This is a genomic window from Acinetobacter sp. UC24323, from assembly GCF_024151445.1.
Classification (GTDB): Bacteria; Pseudomonadota; Gammaproteobacteria; order Pseudomonadales; family Moraxellaceae; genus Acinetobacter; species Acinetobacter baumannii.
The window spans coordinates 243,847-268,541 of the sequence record NZ_JAHIBY010000001.1 but is presented as its reverse complement, the minus strand read 5'-3'; the positions used below and the strand labels follow the sequence as shown (position 1 = coordinate 268,541).

Sequence of the window (24,695 nt, the reverse complement as noted above, 5' to 3'; positions counted from 1 at the left end):
AATTAATTATTGTCGCATCATAGAGAAAAAGTTTATAAGTGGCTACACTTAACCCTTCAAAAATCTCAGCTTGTTTTAGATTTTATTGCAAATGAATACACAACGTGAACAATTGATACATACATGGCTTACATCTGTTCTTGAAAATGATCAATTTCAGATCGCTTATTTAGCAGGGGATGCAAGCTTTCGACGTTATGCTCGCATCCAGTTACAAAATAAAACGTATATGCTTATGGATGCGCCTCCTGAAAAAGAAGACTGTGTTCCGTTTGTGACCATTGACGAGTTTTTTGCAGGGCATGGAGTTCGGGTACCTCAGATCGTTGCAAAAGATTTAAATCAAGGTTTTTTATTGTTAGAAGACTTTGGTGATGTGCTGCTGTCTACATTGTTAAACGATGAAACAGTTGATCAATATTATGAACAGAGCTTTAAACAGCTTATTCATTTGCAATCGATTAATGGCGTTGAACATTTCCCGGTTTATTCTTATGAAAAGCTCTTATCGGAAATGCAGTTATTAACAGATTGGATGTTACCGTCACTTGATATCCATCCAACAGCTGAGCAAAAGAAAACTATTGATGATGCATTTGATTTCTTGGCTCAGGCAGCATTAGCTCAACCGCAAGTTATTGTACATCGTGATTTTCATAGCCGTAATTTAATGAAAATTGCTAATGAAGAAGAATTAGGAGTAATTGACTTCCAAGACGCAGTTATTGGTGCTGATACGTATGATTTGATCTCGATTACACGTGATGCATACGTGCAGTGGAATGCTGAGCGTGTTTATCAATGGTTTAAAGTGTTCTATGAGCTTTTACCAGCATCTTCTAAACAAAACCGAAGCTTTGACCAATTTAAACGTGATGCTGATTTAATGGCAATTCAACGCCATATCAAAATTTTAGGTATCTTTGTCCGTTTGTTTGAGCGAGATGGTAAGTCTGGTTATTTGAAGGATTTACCACGAGTCATGTGGTATTTACTTGAAGAGAGCCGTGGCTATCATGAGCTTGATGACTTCATGGCGTTTATTCACAGTTCAGTAATGCCTAAATTTATTGAAAAATATGGCCCTTATGAGGTTGCAGCATAATGAAAGCAATGATTCTAGCTGCTGGCTTGGGCAATCGTATGCGTCCACTCACACTATATACACCAAAGCCTCTGCTTGAGGTAGGTGGTAAGCCACTTATTGTGTGGCATATTGAAAAACTTAAGAAAATTGGTGTGACCGAAATAGTCATCAATTCTGCGTGGTTAGCCGACAAACTCATCAGTAGCTTGGGAGATGGTTCTCAATTTGGTGTGGAGATCCGTTGGACACGAGAAGAAGAAGGACTGGAAACCGCTGGTGGAATTATTAATGCTTTGCCACTGCTTGGAACCGATCCTTTCATTCTGGTGAATGGAGATGTATGGACTACAATGGATTTTGAAGCTCTACGCCATATTAAGTTAAATGATGATTTGGCACATCTTGTATTAGTTGATAATCCTAAACAGCATCCTGAAGGCGACTTTACATTATTAAATGGACGCGCTTTTACATTCGATCAAGATGTGAAGGGCGAGAACCTCACTTTTAGTGGTGTATCTGTTATCCATCCTAAGCTTTTTGATGGATTGGAAGCTGGTAAACGTCCGTTAGCCCCATTGTTGAAGCAAGCCATGCACAATCAAAAAATATCTGGTGAAAAGCTTAAAGGTGCATGGGTAGATGTGGGAACGCCTGAGCGTTTAATGGAGCTAGATTTGCAAATTCGTGAAGGCTTCTACGATTAACTGCGTAATCGCTAATCGTTAACTAGTGTTCCACGATGCATAAATGGGTATACTTTGTTTTAAATTTTACTTAGATGTTATCTGTTTATGCATCCGTTTTTTCAAGAGTTACAACAGGGTAGTCAAAAATTAGGTTTATCGCTTAGCGATGAAGCTTTGACATTATTGTTGAAGTATCAAGATGCTTTGGTACTTTGGAACAAAGCTTATAATCTAACAGCGATTCGTGATCCGAAAGAAATGTTAGTGAAGCATTTGTTAGATAGCCTAAGTATTTTGAAAGATTTGCCAGCAGGTCGTTTGCTCGATGTAGGTACAGGTGGTGGCATGCCAGGCATGATCATTGCTTTATGTCAGCCAGAACGCTCTTGTGTATTGCTTGATTCAAATGGTAAGAAAATTCGTTTTTTGAAACAGTTTATTGCTGACCTTAAGCTTAAAAACGTAATAGCTGTGCAAACGCGTGTTGAAAATCAAGATACAATTGATGAACTTGGCCAATTTGATGTAATAACAAGTCGTGCATTTGCATCATTAACAGATTTTGTTGAGGCTGCGCGTCCATATTTACATGAGCAGAGTATAATTGCCGCGATGAAAGGACTGATTCCAGTTGAAGAAATGGAAGAGCTTAAGCAGGAATTTTCATGTAAAGTGATTGAACTGCATGTACCGAGACTTGATGAACAACGTCATTTACTTTTACTTCAACGAATTTAAATAAAAAGTATTAGGGTTACCATGGCTCAAATTATTGCGATTGCAAACCAAAAGGGTGGTGTTGGTAAAACAACGACTGCAGTAAATCTTGCAGCGTCACTAGCTGTATTGAAAAAACGTGTGCTACTTGTTGATATAGATTCGCAAGGTAATGCTACGATGGGGTCTGGTATTCAAAAGAATGATCTACTTTATTCAATTACGGATGTGTTATTGGGTGAAGTGCCAATCGAAACGGCAATTCAAAAAGCTGAGGTTGGATATAAAGTTTTGGGTTCAAACCGTGAACTTTCTGGTGTCGAGCTTGCCATTGCCGAGCAAGAAGGTCGTGAGTTCATTTTAAAGAATGCTTTGAATGAAATTCGGGACTCATTCGATTACATTATTGTTGATTGTGCGCCTAGCTTAAGTTTAATTACCGTGAATGCTTTAGCTGCAGTAGATGGTGTAATCATTCCAATGCAATGCGAGTACTATGCATTAGAAGGTTTGGCAGATTTAACTCAAACGATCGATCGTATTCAAAAAGCGTTAAATCCAGATTTGGAAATTATTGGTGTTTTACGCACCATGTATGATGCGCGTAATGCCTTAACTCGCGATGTATCTGCTGAGTTGGAACAATATTTTGGTAAGAAACTCTACGACACTGTGATTCCACGTAATGTTCGTTTGGCTGAAGCTCCAGCACATGGTTTGCCAGTAATTTATTTTGAAAAAAGTTCGAAAGGTGCAGTTGCATACTTAAATCTTGCGGCTGAGATGTTAAAGAAAAGTAAAGTGAAGAAAGGAAGTAAAGTATGAGCATCAAAAAACGCGGATTGGCGAAAGGTCGTGGTTTAGATGCATTACTTGGTTCAATTCAAAAAGAAAAATTACAACTAGAAGCTCAAGCGCTTGATCATGGTCAGTTAAAGCAAATTGATGTGAAGTTGTTGAAACGAGGTGAATATCAACCACGTCGTTTTATCCATGAGCATGATTTGCAAGAGTTGGCATCCTCTATTGAAAAACATGGGGTAATGCAGCCAATTGTTATTCGTCCTGTAGATGATGAAGCTCATCCTTACGAAATTATTGCAGGTGAGCGTCGTTGGCGCGCAGCTCAAATTGCTGGCTTAACGGAAATCCCTGCAATTGTTCGTGATTTAAATGATCAGGTTGCTATTGCTTTAGCACTTATTGAAAATATTCAACGTCAAGATTTAAACCCGATTGATCAAGCGTTGGCGCTACAACGATTCCATGATGAATTCGGTTTAAGCCATCAAGAAATTGCTGATACAGTCGGTAAAGCAAGAACAACGGTAAGTAATCTATTACGTCTGTTGAGCTTGGCTGATGACATTAAAGAATTTATGCAGCAAGGCCAGCTTGATATGGGGCATGCTCGTGCCATCTTAACTTTAAAGGGCAAAGAACAACTTGAAGTTGCAAAAATTGTAATTGAAAAAGGATTATCTGTTCGTCAGACTGAGCAGTTAGTACGCGATTGGAACGAGCCTAAACAGGAAAAGGAAAAAGCTCCTGTTGCACCAGACATTGAGCAACTAACTCAGAAATTATCAGAACGTTTTGGTGCCAATGTTAAAATTGATCATAACCAGAAAGGTAAAGGTAAGCTTGTTATTCACTATCATTCACTCGATGAGTTAGATGGTATTTTGAATATTTGTTTACCAGATTAATTCTAAGTTAGGTCATATATTTCTAATTTATATTCTTGGGGAAGAAAATATGTGGGAACTTGTGAAAGCGGGCGGCTGGTTAATGCTGCCTTTAATTTTGTGTTCAATTTTAACCGTCGCAATTAGTATTGAGCGTTTTGTACGTTTAAGACGTTCACAAGTTTTACCTAAAGTACTAATGAATGATGGCAGTGCAGATATTTCTGTTGTTATAACAAATTTGGAGCAGGATACTAATGCGCAAAGCACGGCATTGGGCAATATTCTAAAAGCTGGTTTTGAGTATCAGGAACATGGCGAACAATTTGCGCGAGCACAAATGGAAGCTATGGCTTCTCAAGAAATTTCTTATTTAGAGAAAAATATTAACTTCTTAGGAACCTTAAGTGCTATTGCGCCTTTACTAGGACTGCTTGGAACAGTTGTGGGAATTATTGAGTCTTTTTTGGTTATTGATTTTGGTTCGGCAGGTAGTCCTAGTTTAATGATTCCCGGTATTTCCAAGGCTTTGATCACAACAGCAGTTGGTATGCTCATTGCAATTCCTGCGCTTATTTCCTATCGATATTTTCAAAGAGTAGTGCAAGATTATATTGCTGAGTTAGAGCAACAATCTACGCTATTTCATGCCTCATTGTTTTACAAACGTTCTTCAGTCATGCAAGAACATCGCCGCGTTGGTTGATGGGTAGATCGCAATATGAAGTTTAAACGTTCTCATGTTGAAGATATTCATATCAATCTAACACCTATGATTGACTGTTTATTGTTCATTCTAGTGTTTTTATTGTTATCTACCACTTTTAATCAGCCTAGTCGCATCAATTTAACTTTACCAGATGCACAAGGTGTTCCACCAAAACAGTACGATCATAAAATTGAAGTCGTGGTAGACTCTAGCGGACATTACGCCGTGAATGGTCAGGCGCTATCTAGCAAAGATGTGGCTGATTTGAGCACTGCAATTAAGCAGATTGCTCAAGAGCGACGTGACTTTATGTTTATCATTGCTGCTGATGCAAAAGCATCCCATCAGGATGTTATTCGTGTTATGGATGTAGCAGGACAACTCGGTTTTGTTAACATCAATATTAGTACCAAAGTTCCTTCTAGAGGTTTTTCTGAGTGAATCAAGATTTTAAGGTTTATTTGCGTCTCCTATCCTATTTAAAACCTTATTGGGGCGTGGCCTTATTAGTTCTTATCGGGTTCGGTATGAACTCAGCAACGGAGGTTTCTGTTGCTAAGCTCATTAAATTTATTATTGATGCAATTCAAAATGCGAGTAGAGCGGATCTAGATTGGTTCCCTTTATTAATCATTTTATTGGTATTCTTCCGTGGCCTTGGCCTATTTATGGGGGGGTACTATACGGCTGTAATCTCGCGTAGTTTGGTTTTTAGTATTCGCCAAGAAGTTTATGCAAAACTTCTAAGGTTACCGGCTCAATATTATCTCGATAACTCTTCGGGACATATTACTGCCAAAATTATGTATAACGTCGAGCAACTTACAGCTGCTTCATCTGAATCATTAAAGACCATTGTTCGGGATGGCATGATTACTTTGGGGTTATTAGGTTATTTGTTCTATACCAATTGGCGTTTAACAATTTGTATTATGGTGTTCTTACCTGTGATTGGGATTTTGGTGCGTAAAGCTTCAAAAAGAATGCGCAAGCTTTCGATGCAAGTTCAGGACACTATGGGTGATGTTAACCATGTAGTGCAAGAAAGTATTAATGGTAATGCAGTTGTTAAAAGTTTCGCTGGTGAAGAGTCAGAACAAGAGCGTTTTTATAAGTCATCGGAAGAAAACTTAAAACGTGGTTTAAAAATGGTGATTGTGCAAAACCTAAATAGTCCTGTTGTTCAAGTGGTGATGGCTTGTGCAATGGCTCTAATCGTATGGTTAGCATTAAGACCACAAATTTTAGGGAATACAACTGCTGGTGAGTTTGTTGCATATATTACGGCAGCAGGATTACTTTCAAAGCCTGTTAAAAACTTAACTGATATTAATGAGAAGTTACAACGTGGTTTGGCTGCAGCACATTCAGTTTTTGAATTATTAGATTTACCTGAAGAAGAAAATAGTGGTCAGCTTAAACCTCAGTTGCATGGTGCAATTCGTTTTGACCATGTTGTACTTAACTATGCTGACGGTACGCAAGCGATTAAAGACTTTTCTTTAGATATTCGTCCAGGCGAAACTGTTGCATTGGTAGGGCGCTCTGGTGCTGGTAAAACTTCTTTAGTGAACATGTTGGTACGTTTCCAAGAAGTCTCAAGTGGTCAAATTTATTTAGATGATTTACCAATACGTGATATTGAGCTTTCAAGTTTGCGTACACAAATTGCGATGGTAAATCAGCAAGTTGTTTTGTTTAACCGAACTGTACGTGAAAATATCGCTTATGGTCAGCTACATGATGCGAGCGATGAAGAAGTTATCGCAGCGGCAAAGGCTGCTTATGCCCATGACTTTATTATGAACTTACCAGATGGCTACGATACTGTTTTAGGTGCCCAAGGTCTAAACTTATCCGGTGGTCAACGTCAACGTATCGCAATTGCTCGTGCAATTTTGAAAAATGCGCCTATTCTCGTTTTAGATGAAGCTACAAGTGCGCTTGATAATGAATCTGAACACTTTATTCAACAAGCATTTGATGAGGCTATGCAAGATCGTACAACGATTGTGATTGCTCACCGTCTATCAACCATTGAAAATGCGGATCGTATTGTTGTGATGGACCGCGGACAAATTGTTGAACAAGGTACTCATCAAGAATTACTTGCTAAACATGGTGCTTATTATCAATTACATCAGCGTAATTTTGAGGACCATTAAGTATGTCTTTAGCCCAGCTGATCCAAAATGCATGGAATAAGCAATCAAGTTGGTTGATTGTTTTACGTCCTTTGTCTTGCTTGTATCGTGCTGGGTTTTTACTAAATCGTGGTTTTTATAGTTCAGGCTTTAAAAAAGTTTATACCGCACCTGTGCCAGTCATGGTAATTGGCAATATTACGGTGGGGGGAAGTGGAAAAACGCCATTATTAATAGAGCTCGTCAATTATCTAAAGCAGCATAATGTAAAGGTAGGGGTAATTAGTAGAGGCTATGGTGGAGCTGGCCCTTTTCCTGTGTTGGTAACATCGGCCAGTCAAGCAGCTGAAGCAGGAGATGAACCTGCTTTGATTGTACAGTCAACTGGCGTACCTATGGCAGTAGGACCCAATAGACAAGCTGCAATCGAGTTATTATTAGCATCGACTAAACTAGATTTAATTATTAGTGATGATGGATTGCAACATTGGGCATTAGATCGTCAGCTAGAATGGATCGTACTTGATCAAAATCGTGGCCTTGGAAATAGAAAGTTATTACCAGAAGGATATTTACGTGAACCTGCGGAACGTTTAAAAACTAGTACGGTAATCGAGCATACTTTCACACCAACAACTACATTGCATATGCATCTTGATGCAGGGCAACCTTACTTGTTGAATCCTTCTTCGGCAACTGAATTATCATTCAATATTCAAAATAATTACCATGCAGTAGTCGGTATTGGTTTTCCTCAGCGCTTTTACCAAACACTTAAAGGTTTAGGGGTGACACAACTTCAAGAGCATGCTTTTCGTGATCATCATGATTATGTTATTGATGACCTTCTATTTAATGATGACCAATCTATCATTACAACTGAAAAAGATGCAGTTAAGTTGTTACCATTACTTGAAAAGCATCCAGAATTTAAACGACCTATTTGGGTTGTGCCAGTTAAAGCTGTTTTGTCTGAAGAGTGCTATCAGGTTTTAAATCAGCAATTGCAAAAGCTTGATATTCAAATATCTTAGGAAGAAAAAAATGAAACACATCGTTATTCCAGCACGCTTCTCAAGTTCGCGTTTGCCAGGTAAGCCATTGTTACTTATTCATGATCGTCCTATGATTTTACGAGTAGTGGATCAAGCAAAAAAAGTTGAAGGTTTCGATGACCTATGTGTAGCAACGGACGATGAACGTATCGCTGAAATATGTCGTGCAGAGGGCGTTGATGTTGTTTTAACAAGTGCAGACCATCCATCGGGAACAGATCGTTTAAGTGAAGTTGCTCGTATTAAAGGATGGGATGCTGATGACATTATTGTAAACGTACAAGGCGATGAGCCATTACTGCCAGCCCAGCTTGTTCAGCAAGTTGCAAAGCTTTTGGTTGATAAGCCAAACTGTTCAATGTCTACATTATGTGAGCCTATTCATTCGTTGGATGAATTTCAGCGTGATAGTATCGTAAAAGTAGTCATGTCTAAACAAAATGAAGCATTATATTTTAGTCGTGCAACTATTCCTTATGATCGAGATAGTGCTAAACAAGCTGAACCAACTTTACATAGCCAAGCATTTCGTCATTTAGGTTTATATGCTTATCGTGTGAGCTTATTACAAGAATATGTTACATGGGAAATGGGTAAACTTGAAAAGCTCGAGAGTCTTGAGCAATTGCGTGTTTTAGAAAATGGACACCGTATTGCTATTGCTGTAGCAGAAGCGAATTTACCACCAGGTGTTGACACTCAAGCAGATCTTGATCGTTTAAATAATATGCCTGTTGAGTCTTTTGAGTAAGCGTTAATTTAATGAATCAGAATGTGACTTCTAAGGTTTATCCGTGGCAACAGACAATGTGGGAAACGTTAACAACACGTTTTCCTAATATTGGGCATGGCTTATTATTTTATGGTAAACAAGGTTGTGGTAAACATGCTTTTGCGAAGCATTTCTTAGCGTGGGTACTTTGTTTAAATAAACAACCTCAAGGTGCTTGTGGTGAATGTAGTAGCTGTCAATGGTTAAAATCAGATACGCATCCAAACTATGTTCATATCACGACAGATGAAGAAAATAAAAAACAGAATGCAAAAATTAAAATAGAAAAAATTCGAGATTTATTGCCATTTGTACAACAAACTGGTGAGGGATGGCGTGTTGTTGTTATTGAGCCAGCTGAAGCTTTAAATCTTGCGTCATCAAATGCGCTGCTAAAAACCTTAGAAGAGCCAGGTGAACGCGTCGTTTTAATCTTGTTGGCCGATCATTATTTGAAATTACCGGCAACCATTCGAAGTCGCTTACAGCATTTTGCTTTAGACCGTATTTCATATACAGAAGCCACATCTTATCTAAATGAACATTTAGCGGAAACAGCATCTGTACCACCTGAATTATTGCTAGGCCTTTCTAATGATATGCCGTTGCAAGCAGTTGAAATTGCGACTAGTGATTGGTTTGCTAAAAGACAGTCTTTTTTAGAAGATTGGACTAAAGTTGTAAATCAAAAAAATATGCCTTTATTTTATTCGGCTAAATGGCAAAAAGAACTCAACTTTAGTGATTTTATGATGCTTCTTGAATACTTGTTAGGGGATTTAATTTGTGTCAAGCTCAATCAACCACAGAAAAATATTGATTTACAGTTCGATCAATTAGCGCAAAACTATAATTTAGAAAGCTTATTCAGTCTTTATGAGGAATTACAGCAATCTAAAAGATTAGTTGAACAGAATGTACAAACACAACTCATCATAGATCAACTTTTTATAAAATTAATGAACGTTTAAGGGGAACACTAATGCAACCACAAATGGGTGGAATTATTCAGGTCAATATTCCAGATAGAGCAACATTGCAAGCAAGTTATATGGGATATGTACAAGGTGGGGGCTTGTTTGTACCATCGAAGCAAAAAGTGAAGATGGGTCAGGAAATTTTTATTTTAGCTACGTTACCAGAACAATCACAAAAAATTCCTTTAACTGGTAAAGTAGTTTGGATTTCACATAAGCAAAGTGGATTTAAACCGCAAGGTTTCGCAATTCAATTGAGTGGTGATAAAGGAATTTACTATAAAGCTGAAGCTGAGCGGATTTTAGCTGGTAGTATGTCTTTAGATCGCCCAAGTTATACCATGTAAGCAGATAGGAAAGAACAGTGTTTGTTGATACCCATTGCCATTTAACAATGTTAGATTTAACGCCTTATAACGGTGATTTAGATCTAGCACTTGCTGCTGCGCGAGCAGAAGGTGTTTCTAAGTTTATGGCAATTTCAGTTGACCTTGATGATTATATTGCTTTAGCTGAAATCGCAAAGCGTCATGAAGATGTGGGGTATACGGTAGGCGTACATCCGTGTGAGGATGTTGATACTATGGCTCGAGCAACGACTGAGTATTTGACTGAATTGGCTCAATCAGAAAAGGTGTGGGCTTTAGGTGAAACAGGTTTAGACTATTACCACAGCACTGACTTTATTAATGAGCAAAAAGATTGTTTTGCTCGTCATATTCAAGCCTCTAAAAATGTTAAAAAACCAGTAGTTGTTCATACACGTTCAGCAAAACATGATACGGTGGATATTATTCGAGCTGAACAATCTACACATGGTATTTTGCACTGTTTTACTGAGGACTGGGAAACAGCAAAAGCTGTATTGGACTGTGGTTACTATATTTCCTTTTCAGGAATTGTTTCATTTAAAAATGCTCAAGATCTACGAGATGTAGCCAAGCAAGTTCCTTTAGATCGGCTTTTGATTGAGACAGATAGCCCTTATTTGGCTCCCGTACCATATCGTGGTAAAACGAATGAACCAAAATATGTACCTTATGTAGCGAAAGCACTAAGTGAGGTATATGATAAGCCAGTTGAGGAAATTGCAAGAATCACCTCGCAGAATTTTGAAAATTTACTTAAAGCGATTTAACTTATAGAAACTATATAAAGAGAGTAATTGCGTGAAGATGGACCGTCAAGCTCAGTTCCGAGCAAGAGAAGCATTAATATTTCAAGTTGCGGAACAGTTGTTGTTAGAAAATGGCGAAGCCGGAATGACACTTGATGTGCTGGCTGCTGAGCTTGATTTGGCAAAAGGTACTTTGTACAAGCACTTTCAAAGTAAAGACGAATTGTACATGCTATTAATTATTCGTAATGAGCGCATGTTACTGGAAATGGTTCAAGATACTGAAAAGGCTTTTCCAGAACATTTAGCTTTCTTTATGTTGCATCATTTGCACCATCCGGAAAGAACAGTGCTGTTTCACCAAATTGAAGAAAAGCTTTCAATTACTGCCCAAGGTGTACACCATCTTTTTAATGAACTCTACCAAGTGAGAAAGCAACGCTTACGTATTATTATTCGTATGACTGATCACTATTTAGAGTCAATCCAGAGTCATATGACTACACGAGATTACTTGGCTTCAATCTGGTCACTCACTCATGGAGCTGCTGCAATTCTGAATTCAAGCTTTTATCAACGTTATTTGGGTTCAAGAGATACTTTGCGAGTAGCATACATTGACCAGGCATTAGCCTTACCCAAACAAGCAGTTGAGCAGTACGCTTAATAGGTCGATATGAAATCGAATCTACCATTTCAATCACAAAAAGGCTTTACCCTCATAGAAGTGATGGTAGTCATTGTGATTATGACAATTATGACTTCTCTGGTTGTATTAAATATAGGTGGCGTCGACCAAAAAAAGGCAATGCAGGCGAGAGAGTTATTTTTACTCGATTTGCAGAAAATTAATAAAGAATCGCTCGATCAATCACGTGTATTGGCTTTAGAAACTCATGGTGAGACAGATGTCTCACCATTTTCTTATGAACTTTATGAATATCACGATCAAAGCACTTTGCAAGTACAAGATATAAAAAACCGTTGGCAGAAATATACTGAGTTTAAAACACGGCAACTTCCTGCCCATGTTTCTTTTTCAGTACAACCCTTGGATGACCAGAATTATTCTAAAGCTAAAAATACAGATTTGATTGGAGGACAAACGCCTCAACTCATCTGGTTTGGCAATGGAGAAGCTAAAACCGTTAAAATACAATTTTATTTAGAACAAAAACCGATTGGTTCAGAAATACAAATAGATCACTTGGGTAAAATAAATGAAATCTAAAGGCTTTACCCTCTTAGAAGTTATGGTTGCTTTGGCAATCTTTGCAGTCGCAGCTGTCGCTTTAACTAAAGTGGCAATGCAGTACACGCAGTCCACTTCAAATGCAATTTTGCGAACCAAAGCTCAGTTTGTGGCAATGAATGAAGTTGCTATGATGGAGATTAATCAAGAATGGTTGCAAGGAACTCAAAGTAAGCAGGTAACTTCCCAAGGTGAAACTTGGCAAATTGATAAGTCAGCTCAATCTACAATTAGCCCAAATGTTCAAAAAATTGATTTACAAGTGAGTTTGTATGATCCGGATAAGGGAAAAGTACAAAATGGCATTACTCATATGGTTTTTTTTAATTATCCAGTGAAAGCAAAATAATGATAAAAAATAAATATATTCATATCCGCAGCTTTGCTTCTCGCCTTGCAGCACGATCGAGCAGTGCTCGATTAACTCGCGCCTCAGGATTTACTTTGGTTGAATTGTTAGTCGCGATCGCTATCTTTGCGGTTTTATCTTTATTGGGGTGGAAAATTTTCGATTACTTGCTCAAAGTTCGTGATCGTAATGCCGAACATGAAGTGCATTTATTTGAATTACAAGATGCTTATCAACAAATTCTTCGTGATACTTTGCAGATTATCCCTTTATCCGCAAACCAAGGTGGGCAACTTCATCCAGCTTTAGAAATCGATAATCAAATTCTACGTTTTAGTAAAGCTGGGGTAACAGATCCTTTAAAACAAGGCTTATCACCATTTGAACGAATTGAATATCGTTATGATGCAGATCAAAAAAAACTATATCGTCTTAAATATACAAATTTAAATACTTCGAACAGAGAGCAACCTTTATCGAGTACTTTGTTAAGTCAAGTCGACCAATATCAGATTATGGTTTTGACTCCGCAAGAAGTCACAAAATGGCCCGAGGTTAATATTGATCCAACGAAACCTAATGAGTTAAAAAAATTACCGAAAGGGATGAAAATCCAACTTACAGTCGCTGGTGTAAATTATGAGTGGATTTATAGCTTAAATCAGGGTGACTTATCGCTTTCACAGGAAGGTAATTCATAATGGCCGTTAGTTACAAACACCAACAGGGTGTCGCTTTACTGACAATACTTATTATGGTTGCCTTGGCTACAATTTTAGCGGCTTCTATTGCCAAGCATCAAAATAATACTATGGAAAATACAGCCTACTTAATGCGCCAAAATCAATCTTTGCTTTATGCAAAAAGTGCAGAAGCCTTTTTTTCAGAATTATTAATTCAAGATACAAATAATGCAGGTGGAGTAGATCATTTAAAAGAGACATGGGCACAACCTATGCCTCCGTTTCCTATTGAAGATGGTTTGGTATCTGGACGTTTGCTTGATGAGTCTGGTAAATTTAATTTAAATAATCTAACTAATGGGGAAGGCATTGTAAATGAAGATGCTAAAAGTTGGTTTGAACGTTTATTGGTACGTGTGGGATTACCAGCCGAATTAAGCCAAGCTGTGATTGATTGGCAAGATCCAAATGATGAGCCAACTGGGCCAATGGGGGCAGAAAGTAGTTATTATGAAGGCTTGGATCCAGGTTACATGGCTGCGAATACTAAATTCCACCGTATTGAAGAGTTAAAGCTAGTGAGAGGCTTTGATGGAAAAAAATTTGATCTAATCGCTCCATATATTTCTGCTTTACCAGAAAATTCGAAGTTAAATATTAATACTGCTTCGCCATTGGTTTTAGCAAGTATGGATGAAAAATTAGATATAGGGGCTATCGAAAGAGAATTACAGACACGCCAACAAAATTTAAAGTTCTTCCAAAATGTAGATGAATTATGGCAATTGAATGCTTTTTCAGCGGTTGATAGTCAAAAGAAAAATCAAGTAAATAGCCTTATTGATGTTAAATCCAGCTTCTTTCAAGCTCAGATTGAAGTTGTTCTAAATAATAGGAAGCGACAGTTTACTAGTGCTTTAATGAAAAAAGATAAACAAGTATATGTTTATTCAAGAAGCATGGCTCCATTTAACTAAATAAATTTATTGATATTTTTTCTGAGTCTGTAATACTTGAAACTTATTAATAAAAGGGATGAGGTCATACTTCTGTATAGGCAGTATTTAAAGTAAAAATCAATATCTTCAAAATTTCTTCACATCTCTTATCATACTTTTTGCTAATTGTTTCTATTTGAAAAGTGGTGCGAAGTTTTTATCTTTTGCTTTATAATAATGTTCTTAGAAGGAATGATCGATTTGGCACATGTTAATTCGTAAGTTATTTAAGTTTGAAAATGCACACGTTGTACGTAACTGTACATCGGATCGTTGTAAGCGATCCATTCATGGGCATAGTTATAAAGTCGAGTTATTACTTAAAGCTTCGAAATTAGATCATGGACAAATGGTATATGATTTTGGGCTGTTAAAAGGCGTAATTAAAGACCTTTTTGATAGCTTTGATCATGCGATTTGTTTCTGGGAAAAAGATGATCCTCAATATATTGATGCTTGTAAGACTTTTAGCGCGCGTTGGATCTCTTTACCAGTTTCGCCATCTGCTGAGCAATTTTCTCGAATCTTCTTCTATTTAGCTCAGCAAGTATTACAATCTACTGTTACCCAAAATGGGGAAGGTGATGTTGAAGTCTATTCAGTGATTGTTCATGAAACCGATACAGGTTATGCCCAAAGTTTTCTTGAAGATATTCAAAATGAACAAATGGGGCTGTTAAACCTTGAGGGAATTATTTTTTCAGAACAAGTCCAATCCGAATGGGCTGATCCAAATATGTATGAAAATTTAAAACAAGGGATTAAGTTTCATAATCCGCATGTTAACTTACAAGTAGAAGTGTAAGTTAACTTCCTTTTGTTTGTAGAAATGAAAATTGATCTAGGATGACATTAATGCAATTAACTGAGCAACAGCAAGACAAACTCAGTAAAGTTCAATTAGAAGAAAGCTGGAAAAGATCATTAACTCCATTTTTACTGAGTCCTTATATGGATAGTTTAAGAGACTTTTTGTTTCAACAAAAACAGGCTCAAAAAACCATATATCCACCAAGTAAACAAATATTTAATGCTTTAAATATTACGCCGTTAGATCATGTGAAAGTCGTTATATTAGGGCAAGATCCATATCATGGTCCAAATCAGGCAAATGGCTTAAGTTTCTCGGTTCAAAGAGGGGTTGCATTACCACCATCTTTACGTAATATTTTTCATGAACTACATACAGATTTAGGGGTGCCGGTTTCTCGTCATGGTGATTTAACCAAATGGGCTGAGCAAGGCGTACTTTTATTAAACAGTGTACTTACTGTAGAAGCAGGGCAACCCACATCACATCAAAAACAAGGTTGGGAAGAGTTTACTGACGCAGTAATTGATGTTTTAAATGAACAACGTGAACACATTGTTTTTATTTTATGGGGTGCTTATGCACAACGTAAAGGACAACGTATAAATAGAGAAAAACACTTGGTTTTAACTGCTGCACATCCATCGCCACTTGCGGCTAATCGTGGTGGTTTCTTTGGATGTAAAGTGTTTTCCAAAACAAATCAATATTTGAAACAACATGGCATTGAGCCCATAGACTGGCAATTGGACGCATGATGAACTCTCCCAATGTAAATAGCTATCATCCGGATTTGGTAGTTGAAGAAGCGAAAAATGGTTGGCGTATTGTACGTTTGAATCGACCTAAATCATTACACGCTTTAGATGAATCAATCGTAACGGCTCTATTACGAGTATTTGAAGACTTCCGTGATGATGAGCAAGTAAAAGCAATTTGGTTGGACTCGACTACACCAAAAGCATTTTGTGCGGGTGGAGATGTACGCAAATTACGTCAGCTGGTAATTAATCAGGAAGTAGAAACCGCAAATAAATTTTTCCAGCAAGAATATGCTTTGGATTTATTGTTACATAACTATGCTAAACCGGTTGTTGTTTGGGGCGAAGGCTATGTAATGGGTGGTGGTTTAGGCTTGTTTATGGCTGCACCTTTCCGTTTGGTTACACCATATTCACGTTTGGCTATGCCTGAAATTAATATTGGTTTATACCCTGATGTTGGAGCAAGCCGTTTCCTTGCTGACCGTGGGCAAATTGGTTTATTTACTGGTTTGACAGGTTCTATTATGACGGCTGCTGGGGCATATAGCATTGGTTGGGCGACGCATATTTGTGAAGCACAACGTGATAATGTTCTACAGAAAGTACTCAATATTAATTGGGCTCACTATCCGGCAGGTGATTTCCGTGCGATCGATGATACTTTAAATAGTTTACATCGCCCGGTTGCCGCAGGGCCATTACAAAATTCGTTAGACGTTATACATAGTGTTTGCCGTGGTTCAAGCTTTGAACAAGACTATCAAGCGATCGTCAGCTTGCGAGATGCAAGCAGTGACTGGTTGCGTCAAGCGAGTGAAAACTTACAAAAGGGTTCGCCTAGTACAGCAGCAATTACTTGGTTGTTATGGCAATGGGGTAAACAAGTTCATTCTTGGGATGAAGTTTTTGATTTAGAAGCGCAAATCTCTGAATGGAAAATTCGCCATCCTGACTTTGTAGAAGGTGTTCGCGCACGCTTAGTTGATAAAGATTTATCACCTGAATGGAAAGCATGTGAAGACCTTACATTACGAGGTATTTTGGCCGATGATCCACCGATCACGACGATTGATAGCTGGAATGCATTACTTAGACAATATGGTGTAGTGTCATAATCAATAATGTCTAAATTTAGTGATGAGTATTGGATGCAGCTTGCTTACGAGCAAGCTGAATTAGCAGCCGAGCAGGGGGAAATTCCTGTAGGAGCTGTAATCGTGAGCCAAAATAAGTTAATTGGAGCTGGTTTTAATGCTCCAATTGGTTTATCTGATCCTACAGCTCATGCAGAAATTCAAGCTATTCGTGCGGCTTGTGAGTCATTGAAAAATTATCGTTTACCTGAAGATGCGACTTTGTATGTTACGCTTGAGCCGTGCACAATGTGTGTGGGAGCATTAGTACATGCAAGAATTAAACATGTCGTATTTGGAACAACAGAACCTAAAGCTGGCTCACTCGTGAGTGCACGTCAATTATTAGAAAATGGTTATTACAACCATAAATTTACTTTTGAGCATGGATGTTTACATGAAAAATGTGCTCAACAGTTAAGTCTTTTTTTTAAGCAAAGACGTGAACAAAAGAAACAAGAGAAACAACAAAAAACGTCCTTAAATGATTAAAAAATGTCATGAGGTTATGGCACACTAACGCCGTTTCATTGACATGATTTATTTAAATAAGGAACTTTCATGCGTAATGTAATTACTATACAAAAAGAATTTAATGCTCCTCTTAGTGATGTCTTTAACCTGCTTTCTAAACATGCAGCTTACAACACTGCATTTGCTCCACTACAAGTTGTGCGTGTTAAAGATTCGGCAGATCCTGAAAGACCTGATGGAGTGGGTTCTGTTCGTCGTATGGGGTTTGGCGTGATTAAACCACTTAAAGAAGAAATCACGCATCTCGAAGAAAACAAACGTATTGAATATAAACTGATTGATAATCCTCTAGTGAAACACCATTTAGGTCGAATCGAGTTCTCAGAAATTACCCCTTATATTACTTTGGTTACGTATCGTATCGAATTAACCGCAAAAGCTCCTGTTGTAAGTAAATTAATTCTTGCACAGCTAAAACTAGCGATTACACTAGGCTTTTCGAGATTAGCTAAAGCATTTGCTTCTTCGTGAGAGTTCAATGACAGTTCAAATTATTACTATTGATGGTCCGAGTGGTTCGGGTAAAGGAACATTAGCGGCGAAACTTGCTGCGTATTATCAATTTCATTTACTTGATTCGGGTGCCTTATATCGTTTGTTAGGGTTGTCATTACATAAACATGATTTATTGGAAAAATTAGATAGCCATTTAGATGAGTGTGTTAACTATGCTCGTCAGCTTAATATTAAGTTTGAAACCTCGGCAGAGGGAACATTAGTTTTCCTCGATGGGGAAGATGTAACCCAAACTATCCGTACAGAGCGTGTTGGAGAATACGCATCTAAAGTTGCAGCAATACCAGAGCTCAGACAAGCACTCTTTGAACGCCAAAGAGCATTTGCACAAACTCCGGGATTAGTTGCAGATGGTCGAGATATGGCAACATCAATTTTCCCGGAAGCTAATGCTAAAATTTATTTGACTGCTTCAGCTGAGTCGCGTGCTGAGCGAAGAGTAAAACAGTTGCAGGGTATGGGGCTAGATGCTAAAATAAACGACATTTTAGCTAATATACAAGCGCGTGACAAAAGAGACATGGAGCGAGAAGTAGCTCCTCTCAAGCCAGCCGCAGATGCTTATATTATTGATAGTTCGGAATTAACGATCGATCAAGTATTTAAGTTGATGGTTGATTACGTCAATAGCCGTACTGTTAGCAACTAAGATTATCAGTTGACGCATAGCTTGATCAGTCTATAAAGACTATGTTGATACTTAACTAAACCGGCCTTGTCTGATCCAAGACCGCTGACTTTATCAGGTATATCATGACCGAATCTTTTGCAGCCCTCTTTGAAGAAAGTGAATTAAACCTCAACGTTGAAAAGGGTGCAGTCATCCAAGGTGTTGTTGTAAACATCGATAGTGACTGGGTTACTGTTGACACTGGCCTTAAATCTGAAGGCATTGTTGACCGTGCTGAATTTTTAAATGAACAACGTGAACTTGAAGTTCAGGTTGGCGATACTGTTGACGTAGTTGTTGAAGCTCTTGACAACGGTATGGGTCAAACAGTTTTATCACGTGAAAAAGCTAAACGTGCTGAAACTTGGACTAAACTTGAAAAAATCTTTGAAGATGGCGAAATCGTTACTGGTGTTATCTCTGGTAAAGTTAAAGGCGGTTTCACTGTTGACATCGGTCCTGTTCGTGCGTTCTTACCAGGCTCATTAGTTGACACTCGTCCTATCCGTGACACAACTCACCTTGAAGGTAAAGAGTTAGAGTTTAAAGTAATCAAGCTTGATGCTAAACGTAACAACGTTGTTGTATCTCGTCGTGCTGTTATGGAAGCTGAATCTTCTGCTGACCGTGAAGCATTACTTGCTCAACTTGAAGAAGGTCAAACAGTTACAGGTACTATCAAAAACCTTACTGATTACGGTGCATTCGTTGATCTTGGCGGTATTGATGGTCTTCTTCATATCACAGATATGGCTTGGAAGCGTATCAAGCACCCTTCAGAAGTTGTTGAAGTTGGTCAAGAAGTTACTGTTAAAGTACTTAAGTTTGACCGTGAACGTAACCGCGTATCTTTAGGTCTTAAACAATTAGGCGAAGATCCATGGTTAGCGATCATGAGCCGTTACCCTAAAGGTTCTATCGTTAAAGCACGTGTTACTAACTTAACTGACTACGGCTGTTTCGCTGAAATCGCTGAAGGCGTTGAAGGTTTAGTACACGTTTCTGAAATGGACCACACTAACAAAAACATCCACCCATCTAAAGTTGTTCAGATCGGTGACGAAGTTGATGTTATGGTTCTTGAAGTTGACGAAGAACGTCGTCGTATCAGCCTTGGTATCAAACAAACTCGTGCTAACCCATGGGAAGAGTTTGCTAAGTCTCATGAGAAAGGCGAAAAAGTTTCAGGTACAATCAAGTCTATCACTGACTTTGGTATCTTCATTGGTTTAAATGGCGGTATTGACGGTCTAGTTCACTTGTCTGATATTTCTTGGAACGAACAAGGCGAAGAAGCTATCCGTCGTTACAAGAAAGGTGACACTGTTGAAGCAGTTATCTTGTCTGTAGACGCTGAAGGTAACCGTATCAGCCTTGGTATCAAGCAATTGAACAGCGATCCGTTCAATGATTTCTTAGCTGCTAACGAACGTGGTGCTTTAGTTAAAGGTACTGTAACTGCAGTTGATGCTCGTGGCGCAACTGTTAAGTTAGCTGACGAAGTAGAAGCTACTCTTAAAGCTTCTGAAATCAACCGTGACCGCGTTGAAGACGCAACTAAATTCTTAGAAGTTGGTCAAGAAGTTGAAGCGAAAATTATCAACGTTGACCGTAAATCTCGCTCTATCAACTTGTCTATCAAAGCGAAAGACGAAGCTGAAGAGAAAGAAGCAGTTGCTAACTTGCGTACAGCATCAGCTTCTCAAGACAATGGTCCTAAGACTATTGGTGACTTGATCAAAGCACAAATGAAGTAATAAGTTAACAAAGTACAGTTTCATGTAACGAAATTGTACTTTTTATACAAATTACTGTAAACGGTAGCGTAGTATTCAACATACTGCGCTACCGTTTTGTATTTAAACAGGTTATTATCAAACGACTTAGAGTAGTAATAAATAACGAGGTCGTAGATGACTACTGAAGCTCTTAATAAGTCTGATTTGATTGAACGCATTGCGCTAAAAAATCCACACTTGGCTGAACCATTGGTGGAAGAAGCGGTTAAGATTATGATTGACCAAATGATCGAAGCTCTTTCGTCTGACAATCGTATTGAAATCCGTGGTTTTGGTAGCTTTGCATTACACCACCGTGAACCTAGAGTTGGTCGTAACCCTAAAACAGGTAAGTCAGTAGATGTTGCAGCGAAGGCTGTTCCACATTTTAAACCAGGTAAAGCACTTCGTGATGCAGTGAATGAATCTGGAAAATAAATAAAACTCATAAGTGGGGTGCCTATGCGTTATATTCTAATTGCATTACTCATTATTGTATTTGGCTATTCTTTAGCACTTGTTTTGCAGAACCCAACAGAACTTCCTGTTGATTTATTATTTACTCAAGTTCCTGCAATGCGTTTAGGTTTATTATTGTTGCTTACCTTAGCGCTTGGAATTGTAGTTGGGCTTTTATTAGGTGTACAAGTTTTCCGAGTTTTCCAAAAAAGCTGGGAAATCAAACGTCTTCGCAAAGATATTGACCATTTGAGAAAAGAACAAATTCAAAGTGCTCAATTGGCTGCAGCAGAAGCAGCTGCAAATGTAAGACATGAAAAAACTGTTGTAGATATTTATCCGCAAGATAAAAACTCTACTCCTTTATAATTTTTGGTACTACTCTTTATCTCGTCATAAAGAGTAGTATTTTCCCTTCTATATTCCTCATTATCCTTCTAGTAATCACTATTTCCTCATTTAAGAACTTGGTTCAATAGATTTCTTTATTACTGGCTGACTTGTCTATTATAATAGCGCTGATTTTATGTGATGGAAGAAAGTCTCTTGAGTATCATTGTTGCGTTGGACGCTAAAAGCCAATATGACGCTTTAAAAATTGTTGAACAACTTGATCCTACTTTATGTCGCGTAAAAGTAGGTAAAGAGCTTTTTACTCATGAAGGCCCATCTGTTGTAAAAAAACTTCAAGAAGAAAATTTCGAAGTTTTCCTAGATTTAAAATTCCATGATATTCCAAATACGACAGCTCAAGCTGTATGTGCTGCCGCAGACTTAGGTGTATGGATGGTTAACGTACATGCATCAGGTGGCCGTAAAATGATGGAAACCTGTGTAGAGCGTTTAAAAGCAGGTAATTATCAAACACAATTAATTGCGGTAACAGTTTTAACTTCAATGGGCCGTGAAGATTTAAAAGATATCGGGTTAGATATTGAACCTGTAGAACAAGTTAAAAGATTGGCGAAACTTACTAAAGAAAGTGGTTTAGATGGTGTAGTTTGTTCTGCTCAAGAAGCTAAAATTCTTCGTGAGTTAATCGGACAAGATTTCTCTTTAGTTACTCCGGGAATACGTCCTGAGGGTAGTAATGCAGATGACCAAAAACGTATTGTAACTCCGAAACAGGCAATGCTTGATGGGTCTACACATTTAGTTATTGGTCGTCCGATTACTAAAGCAGAAAATCCAACTGAAATGTTGAAGTCAATTCTTGCTTCAATTGCTTAAAAGTTTAAAAACACAGTAATTAAAAGTGGAGCGAGTAGACTTAAGAGTAAGCCGCTCATCATGGCATGTGGTACATAATGTGTACCACATGACTGTTTTACCATTGCTAATGTTACATCCATTGAGGTAGCGCCAGCACTTGAAATTGCTGGACGTGGAAACCGCCAACCCATGGTATACATGAGTAAAATTGCAACTATCTCTCTAAATAGATCTGTGAGCAAGGCAATCCCACCTAACTCAGCTGAATGTAGCTGTGTAAATAAAATACCTGACATTGAATACCAACCATAGCCTTGGCCCAAAGCTAATATTTCATTAAGTGTAAACTCATGACCAAGTAAGGAATAGTTGAGAAACCCAGCTAAGCACGAGCCTATAAAGGCGGCTAAAGGTACAATAAGAATTTTCCAGCTTAACCATGTGCGATTAAAATGAGTAAAAGCAAGTTCGATTCCGATTAAAAAAATAAAAAGTAATAGTAAATACCAGCTATTAAAGGGAATATGTGTATGTAATTGGGTAAGAAGAATTCCTAAAATCACGCCTATTGTTAAAGCTAAAAATGCCTTGGCAATATTTTTTAATGCATTCATAAAAAGTTGAAGTGAAATTTTCCCTTTAACACTCTCTTTATCAAAAATTGTATAGGCGAATAAGCAAGTAAAAAAAGAACCAAGAGAAGTGGTTAATGCAATTAATAGAGCAGGTGGAAGTATAGTAGAAGGATTATCAATTTGATCAAGGGCGAGTGTTAGTTCTAAAGCTACACTGGTTAGTAAAATATAAGAAAAATAAGGCAGGATTTTAAAAATAAAATGCCGAATATTTAGTGAGAGTTTAGGACCTAGAAAATAACCAAATGCTAATACAAGAAAAATTTGAATAATGAGACTAATGGACTGCATATAATAATAGATAGATTGTTATCAACCTATCTATTATGTATTGAACATTTTATGCTGCATAGCTCTGTGAGCATTTATTTAATAACAAATAATCTTTAGGATTAACTTTACGAGTGTCTAGCCAATATTTCCATGTATAAGTTGGCCATAAAGAAAAGTTCTTTCCATCGGCAGCTTGATACCAGCTGCTACATCCGCCAGCTTGCCATACAGTACCTTGAAGTTGTGTTTGTATTCTTTTATTGAAGGAATCCTGAACTTCCGGTTTAACTTCTATAGCGTGCTGTCCAGATTTTTCAATCAGATCAATAAGCTGTAAAATATAATTAACTTGTGACTCAATCATAAATATAATCGAGTTATGGCCTAAAACGGTATTTGGCCCGACCAGTTGAAATAGGTTAGGAAAATTCTTGGTCATAATTCCATAATAACTTTCTGCACCATTTTTCCAAGCCTGTTTCAATTCAATTTGATTGCGACCAATACAAGTAAAATGTTTTAAATAAATACGCGGATCGGTAACAAAACCAGTTCCATAGATTAAACAGTCAATTGGTCTTTCTTTTCCATCCTTTGTAATAATACTGTTCTCTTTAATTTCTTGAATACCCTCGGTCACTAATTCAACATTTTTTCGGTTAAATGTAGGGAAGTATTTATTTGAAATAAGAATGCGTTTACAGCCCATCACAAAGTCTGGTGTAAGTTTCTTGGCTAAATCTTTATCTTTAACTTGGAAACGTATAAATGCCTCAGCTAATTTTTGCCCATATTTCATGATTTGCGGCTGAACTATAGGAACAACGCGAGATTCATTACTCCAATAAAGGCGGCTGCGATGAATTTGTCGATAGAAGTTTGATTTTTTAAATAGAGCTTTGCTCAAATTAGAGTATTTACGCTCATCTCGTGGGATAACCCAAGCTGCTGTACGTTGGAATACATATAATTGCTTAACGTCTTTTGCGATTTCTGGAATATATTGAATTGCACTACCACCAGTACCGATGGAAGCAACTGATTTACCTTCTAGACTGTAGTCATGTTCCCATTGGGAAGAGTGAAAAACTTTACCCTTGAACTTTTCAATACCTTGAATATGAGGGATTTGTGGAATATGTAGCGGACCTGATGCAAAAACTACAAATTGTGCTTCGAGAGAAGGTTGGTTTGCAAAATCTAGTGTCCATATATGGCGCACTTCATCATACTGTACATGAGTAACCTCATGGTTAAACTTACAGTAGTTTTTAATTTGATATTGATCGGTTATATCTTGGATATAATCAAAAATTTCAGGAGCTTCTGCATAACGTTTTGACCAGTCAGTTTTAGGTGCAAAAGACAAAGAGTACATATGTGATTGAACATCACACGCAGCTCCTGGATAGCGGTTTTCACGCCAAGTTCCACCGACATCATTAGATTTTTCTAAAATAAAAAAATCTGATTGTTGGCTTTGTAACAGACGAATAGCCATGGCAAGGCCACCGAATCCAGCACCAATAATTGCGATTTTAGTTTTTTGAATAGCATGTTGTTTTGCGTTTAGCATTGGAAACCCTGCATATGCGGTAAAGAGGATTGCAGGCAAGACTAACGTTTTTTAAACAGTTTAAACATGATTGTATCGACGTGAAAATTGATAGATT

30 protein-coding genes are annotated in these 24,695 nt (G+C 37.8%); 28 read left to right on the top strand and 2 right to left on the bottom strand.

Annotated features, from left to right (window positions below; all coding sequences use genetic code 11):
• Positions 1-91: 91 nt before the first annotated feature.
• From KNQ97_RS01280 to pyrF, 28 genes are all read left to right on the top strand, one after another.
• Positions 92-1,105, top strand: coding sequence for an aminoglycoside phosphotransferase family protein (locus KNQ97_RS01280; protein WP_253611687.1), 1,014 nt, complete (start codon positions 92-94; stop codon positions 1,103-1,105).
• A complete protein-coding gene (murU, locus tag KNQ97_RS01275) occupies positions 1,105-1,794 on the top strand; it encodes an N-acetylmuramate alpha-1-phosphate uridylyltransferase MurU (RefSeq protein WP_000646466.1) in 690 nt (229 codons plus the stop codon). The genes KNQ97_RS01280 and murU overlap by 1 nt, the downstream gene beginning before the upstream one ends.
• 87 nt (positions 1,795-1,881) lie before the next feature.
• Positions 1,882-2,514, top strand: a complete 633-nt coding sequence (gene rsmG / locus KNQ97_RS01270) for a 16S rRNA (guanine(527)-N(7))-methyltransferase RsmG (RefSeq protein WP_000553193.1) — start codon at positions 1,882-1,884, stop codon at positions 2,512-2,514.
• A gap of 21 nt (positions 2,515-2,535) precedes the next feature.
• Positions 2,536-3,318, top strand: a complete 783-nt coding sequence (locus KNQ97_RS01265; RefSeq protein WP_000057212.1) for a ParA family protein — start codon at positions 2,536-2,538, stop codon at positions 3,316-3,318.
• Entirely contained in the window at positions 3,315-4,202 is an 888-nt protein-coding gene (locus KNQ97_RS01260) for a ParB/RepB/Spo0J family partition protein (RefSeq protein ID WP_000023429.1), read from the top strand. Before KNQ97_RS01265 ends, KNQ97_RS01260 begins: the two co-directional genes overlap by 4 nt.
• Before the next feature lie 49 nt (positions 4,203-4,251).
• Positions 4,252-4,887, top strand: coding sequence for a MotA/TolQ/ExbB proton channel family protein (locus tag KNQ97_RS01255; RefSeq protein WP_000264042.1), 636 nt, complete (start codon positions 4,252-4,254; stop codon positions 4,885-4,887).
• Between the two features lie 15 nt (positions 4,888-4,902).
• Positions 4,903-5,331, top strand: coding sequence for a biopolymer transporter ExbD (locus KNQ97_RS01250; RefSeq protein WP_000669680.1), 429 nt, complete (start codon positions 4,903-4,905; stop codon positions 5,329-5,331).
• Positions 5,328-7,055, top strand: a complete 1,728-nt coding sequence (msbA, locus tag KNQ97_RS01245) for a lipid A export permease/ATP-binding protein MsbA (RefSeq protein WP_253611686.1) — start codon at positions 5,328-5,330, stop codon at positions 7,053-7,055. The genes KNQ97_RS01250 and msbA overlap by 4 nt, the downstream gene beginning before the upstream one ends.
• Before the next feature lie 2 nt (positions 7,056-7,057).
• Positions 7,058-8,068: a tetraacyldisaccharide 4'-kinase gene (gene lpxK, locus KNQ97_RS01240; RefSeq protein WP_103236480.1), complete on the top strand. Its 1,011-nt coding sequence runs from the start codon at positions 7,058-7,060 to the stop codon at positions 8,066-8,068.
• A gap of 10 nt (positions 8,069-8,078) precedes the next feature.
• The gene (kdsB, locus tag KNQ97_RS01235) at positions 8,079-8,840 is read left to right on the top strand and encodes a 3-deoxy-manno-octulosonate cytidylyltransferase (protein WP_000680702.1); all 762 of its coding nucleotides are present in this window, start codon (positions 8,079-8,081) and stop codon (positions 8,838-8,840) included.
• An 11-nt stretch (positions 8,841-8,851) separates the two neighbouring features.
• Complete coding sequence (locus tag KNQ97_RS01230; protein ID WP_001075416.1) at positions 8,852-9,832, top strand: DNA polymerase III subunit delta'; 981 nt, start codon at positions 8,852-8,854, stop codon at positions 9,830-9,832.
• An 11-nt stretch (positions 9,833-9,843) separates the two neighbouring features.
• Entirely contained in the window at positions 9,844-10,185 is a 342-nt protein-coding gene (locus KNQ97_RS01225; RefSeq protein WP_001183024.1) for a PilZ domain-containing protein, read from the top strand.
• A 17-nt stretch (positions 10,186-10,202) separates the two neighbouring features.
• On the top strand, positions 10,203-10,976 hold the full coding sequence (locus tag KNQ97_RS01220; protein ID WP_000497302.1) for a TatD family hydrolase: 774 nt from the start codon (positions 10,203-10,205) through the stop codon (positions 10,974-10,976).
• 37 nt (positions 10,977-11,013) lie between these two features.
• Complete coding sequence (locus tag KNQ97_RS01215) at positions 11,014-11,622, top strand: TetR/AcrR family transcriptional regulator (protein WP_000375838.1); 609 nt, start codon at positions 11,014-11,016, stop codon at positions 11,620-11,622.
• A 9-nt stretch (positions 11,623-11,631) separates the two neighbouring features.
• Complete coding sequence (locus KNQ97_RS01210; protein ID WP_000841373.1) at positions 11,632-12,186, top strand: type II secretion system protein; 555 nt, start codon at positions 11,632-11,634, stop codon at positions 12,184-12,186.
• Positions 12,176-12,556, top strand: coding sequence for a type II secretion system minor pseudopilin GspI (gene gspI, locus KNQ97_RS01205; RefSeq protein WP_000836911.1), 381 nt, complete (start codon positions 12,176-12,178; stop codon positions 12,554-12,556). The genes KNQ97_RS01210 and gspI overlap by 11 nt, the downstream gene beginning before the upstream one ends.
• Positions 12,556-13,257, top strand: a complete 702-nt coding sequence (gspJ, locus tag KNQ97_RS01200; protein ID WP_253611685.1) for a type II secretion system minor pseudopilin GspJ — start codon at positions 12,556-12,558, stop codon at positions 13,255-13,257. Before gspI ends, gspJ begins: the two co-directional genes overlap by 1 nt.
• A complete protein-coding gene (gene gspK / locus KNQ97_RS01195) occupies positions 13,257-14,216 on the top strand; it encodes a type II secretion system minor pseudopilin GspK (RefSeq protein ID WP_253611684.1) in 960 nt (319 codons plus the stop codon). Before gspJ ends, gspK begins: the two co-directional genes overlap by 1 nt.
• Positions 14,217-14,445: 229 nt before the next feature.
• Positions 14,446-15,042 (top strand): 6-carboxytetrahydropterin synthase, encoded by a 597-nt coding sequence (locus KNQ97_RS01190; RefSeq protein ID WP_000908453.1) that lies wholly within the window; start codon positions 14,446-14,448, stop codon positions 15,040-15,042.
• Positions 15,043-15,092: 50 nt separating this feature from the next.
• Entirely contained in the window at positions 15,093-15,806 is a 714-nt protein-coding gene (gene ung / locus KNQ97_RS01185) for a uracil-DNA glycosylase (RefSeq protein WP_001177528.1), read from the top strand.
• Positions 15,803-16,927, top strand: coding sequence for an enoyl-CoA hydratase/isomerase family protein (locus tag KNQ97_RS01180; protein ID WP_001983908.1), 1,125 nt, complete (start codon positions 15,803-15,805; stop codon positions 16,925-16,927). The genes ung and KNQ97_RS01180 overlap by 4 nt, the downstream gene beginning before the upstream one ends.
• Before the next feature lie 6 nt (positions 16,928-16,933).
• Entirely contained in the window at positions 16,934-17,437 is a 504-nt protein-coding gene (tadA, locus tag KNQ97_RS01175) for a tRNA adenosine(34) deaminase TadA (RefSeq protein ID WP_000033177.1), read from the top strand.
• 69 nt (positions 17,438-17,506) lie between these two features.
• Positions 17,507-17,950 (top strand): SRPBCC family protein, encoded by a 444-nt coding sequence (locus KNQ97_RS01170; RefSeq protein WP_001246675.1) that lies wholly within the window; start codon positions 17,507-17,509, stop codon positions 17,948-17,950.
• Positions 17,951-17,957: 7 nt separating this feature from the next.
• Entirely contained in the window at positions 17,958-18,644 is a 687-nt protein-coding gene (cmk, locus tag KNQ97_RS01165; protein WP_000218018.1) for a (d)CMP kinase, read from the top strand.
• Between the two features lie 104 nt (positions 18,645-18,748).
• Positions 18,749-20,422 (top strand): 30S ribosomal protein S1, encoded by a 1,674-nt coding sequence (rpsA, locus tag KNQ97_RS01160; protein WP_000140309.1) that lies wholly within the window; start codon positions 18,749-18,751, stop codon positions 20,420-20,422.
• Positions 20,423-20,578: 156 nt separating this feature from the next.
• Positions 20,579-20,881, top strand: a complete 303-nt coding sequence (locus tag KNQ97_RS01155) for an integration host factor subunit beta (protein ID WP_000205997.1) — start codon at positions 20,579-20,581, stop codon at positions 20,879-20,881.
• 24 nt (positions 20,882-20,905) lie between these two features.
• Complete coding sequence (locus KNQ97_RS01150; protein ID WP_001269278.1) at positions 20,906-21,271, top strand: lipopolysaccharide assembly protein LapA domain-containing protein; 366 nt, start codon at positions 20,906-20,908, stop codon at positions 21,269-21,271.
• A 162-nt stretch (positions 21,272-21,433) separates the two neighbouring features.
• Positions 21,434-22,132, top strand: a complete 699-nt coding sequence (gene pyrF / locus KNQ97_RS01145; protein WP_000392928.1) for an orotidine-5'-phosphate decarboxylase — start codon at positions 21,434-21,436, stop codon at positions 22,130-22,132.
• On the opposite strand, the gene KNQ97_RS01140 is transcribed toward pyrF, so the two are convergent.
• Both KNQ97_RS01140 and KNQ97_RS01135 read right to left on the bottom strand, forming a co-directional pair.
• Positions 22,129-23,040, bottom strand: coding sequence for a lysine exporter LysO family protein (locus KNQ97_RS01140; RefSeq protein WP_001190745.1), 912 nt, complete (start codon positions 23,038-23,040; stop codon positions 22,129-22,131). The two genes, pyrF and KNQ97_RS01140, sit on opposite strands and share 4 nt — an antisense overlap.
• 49 nt (positions 23,041-23,089) lie before the next feature.
• Positions 23,090-24,637: an NAD(P)/FAD-dependent oxidoreductase gene (locus KNQ97_RS01135; RefSeq protein WP_253611683.1), complete on the bottom strand. Its 1,548-nt coding sequence runs from the start codon at positions 24,635-24,637 to the stop codon at positions 23,090-23,092.
• Positions 24,638-24,695: the final 58 nt, after the last annotated feature.

Bases quoted from the DNA above. Each gene is read 5' to 3' on its own strand.
- KNQ97_RS01170 (WP_001246675.1), top strand. From the start codon at position 17,507: ATGCGTAATGTAATTACTATACAAAAAGAATTTAATGCTCCTCTTAGT.
- KNQ97_RS01280 (WP_253611687.1), top strand. From the start codon at position 92: ATGAATACACAACGTGAACAATTGATACATACATGGCTTACATCTGTT.
- KNQ97_RS01150 (WP_001269278.1), top strand. From the start codon at position 20,906: ATGCGTTATATTCTAATTGCATTACTCATTATTGTATTTGGCTATTCT.
- lpxK (WP_103236480.1), top strand. From the start codon at position 7,058: ATGTCTTTAGCCCAGCTGATCCAAAATGCATGGAATAAGCAATCAAGT.
- gspI (WP_000836911.1), top strand. From the start codon at position 12,176: ATGAAATCTAAAGGCTTTACCCTCTTAGAAGTTATGGTTGCTTTGGCA.
- rsmG (WP_000553193.1), top strand. From the start codon at position 1,882: ATGCATCCGTTTTTTCAAGAGTTACAACAGGGTAGTCAAAAATTAGGT.
- gspJ (WP_253611685.1), top strand. From the start codon at position 12,556: ATGATAAAAAATAAATATATTCATATCCGCAGCTTTGCTTCTCGCCTT.
- KNQ97_RS01260 (WP_000023429.1), top strand. From the start codon at position 3,315: ATGAGCATCAAAAAACGCGGATTGGCGAAAGGTCGTGGTTTAGATGCA.
- KNQ97_RS01230 (WP_001075416.1), top strand. From the start codon at position 8,852: ATGAATCAGAATGTGACTTCTAAGGTTTATCCGTGGCAACAGACAATG.
- KNQ97_RS01210 (WP_000841373.1), top strand. From the start codon at position 11,632: ATGAAATCGAATCTACCATTTCAATCACAAAAAGGCTTTACCCTCATA.
- KNQ97_RS01190 (WP_000908453.1), top strand. From the start codon at position 14,446: ATGTTAATTCGTAAGTTATTTAAGTTTGAAAATGCACACGTTGTACGT.
- kdsB (WP_000680702.1), top strand. From the start codon at position 8,079: ATGAAACACATCGTTATTCCAGCACGCTTCTCAAGTTCGCGTTTGCCA.
- tadA (WP_000033177.1), top strand. From the start codon at position 16,934: ATGTCTAAATTTAGTGATGAGTATTGGATGCAGCTTGCTTACGAGCAA.
- KNQ97_RS01155 (WP_000205997.1), top strand. From the start codon at position 20,579: ATGACTACTGAAGCTCTTAATAAGTCTGATTTGATTGAACGCATTGCG.
- KNQ97_RS01250 (WP_000669680.1), top strand. From the start codon at position 4,903: ATGAAGTTTAAACGTTCTCATGTTGAAGATATTCATATCAATCTAACA.
- KNQ97_RS01140 (WP_001190745.1), bottom strand. From the start codon at position 23,040: ATGCAGTCCATTAGTCTCATTATTCAAATTTTTCTTGTATTAGCATTT.
- rpsA (WP_000140309.1), top strand. From the start codon at position 18,749: ATGACCGAATCTTTTGCAGCCCTCTTTGAAGAAAGTGAATTAAACCTC.
- KNQ97_RS01215 (WP_000375838.1), top strand. From the start codon at position 11,014: ATGGACCGTCAAGCTCAGTTCCGAGCAAGAGAAGCATTAATATTTCAA.
- ung (WP_001177528.1), top strand. From the start codon at position 15,093: ATGCAATTAACTGAGCAACAGCAAGACAAACTCAGTAAAGTTCAATTA.
- KNQ97_RS01265 (WP_000057212.1), top strand. From the start codon at position 2,536: ATGGCTCAAATTATTGCGATTGCAAACCAAAAGGGTGGTGTTGGTAAA.
- KNQ97_RS01225 (WP_001183024.1), top strand. From the start codon at position 9,844: ATGCAACCACAAATGGGTGGAATTATTCAGGTCAATATTCCAGATAGA.
- KNQ97_RS01255 (WP_000264042.1), top strand. From the start codon at position 4,252: ATGTGGGAACTTGTGAAAGCGGGCGGCTGGTTAATGCTGCCTTTAATT.
- murU (WP_000646466.1), top strand. From the start codon at position 1,105: ATGAAAGCAATGATTCTAGCTGCTGGCTTGGGCAATCGTATGCGTCCA.
- cmk (WP_000218018.1), top strand. From the start codon at position 17,958: ATGACAGTTCAAATTATTACTATTGATGGTCCGAGTGGTTCGGGTAAA.
- gspK (WP_253611684.1), top strand. From the start codon at position 13,257: ATGGCCGTTAGTTACAAACACCAACAGGGTGTCGCTTTACTGACAATA.
- KNQ97_RS01180 (WP_001983908.1), top strand. From the start codon at position 15,803: ATGATGAACTCTCCCAATGTAAATAGCTATCATCCGGATTTGGTAGTT.
- pyrF (WP_000392928.1), top strand. From the start codon at position 21,434: ATGGAAGAAAGTCTCTTGAGTATCATTGTTGCGTTGGACGCTAAAAGC.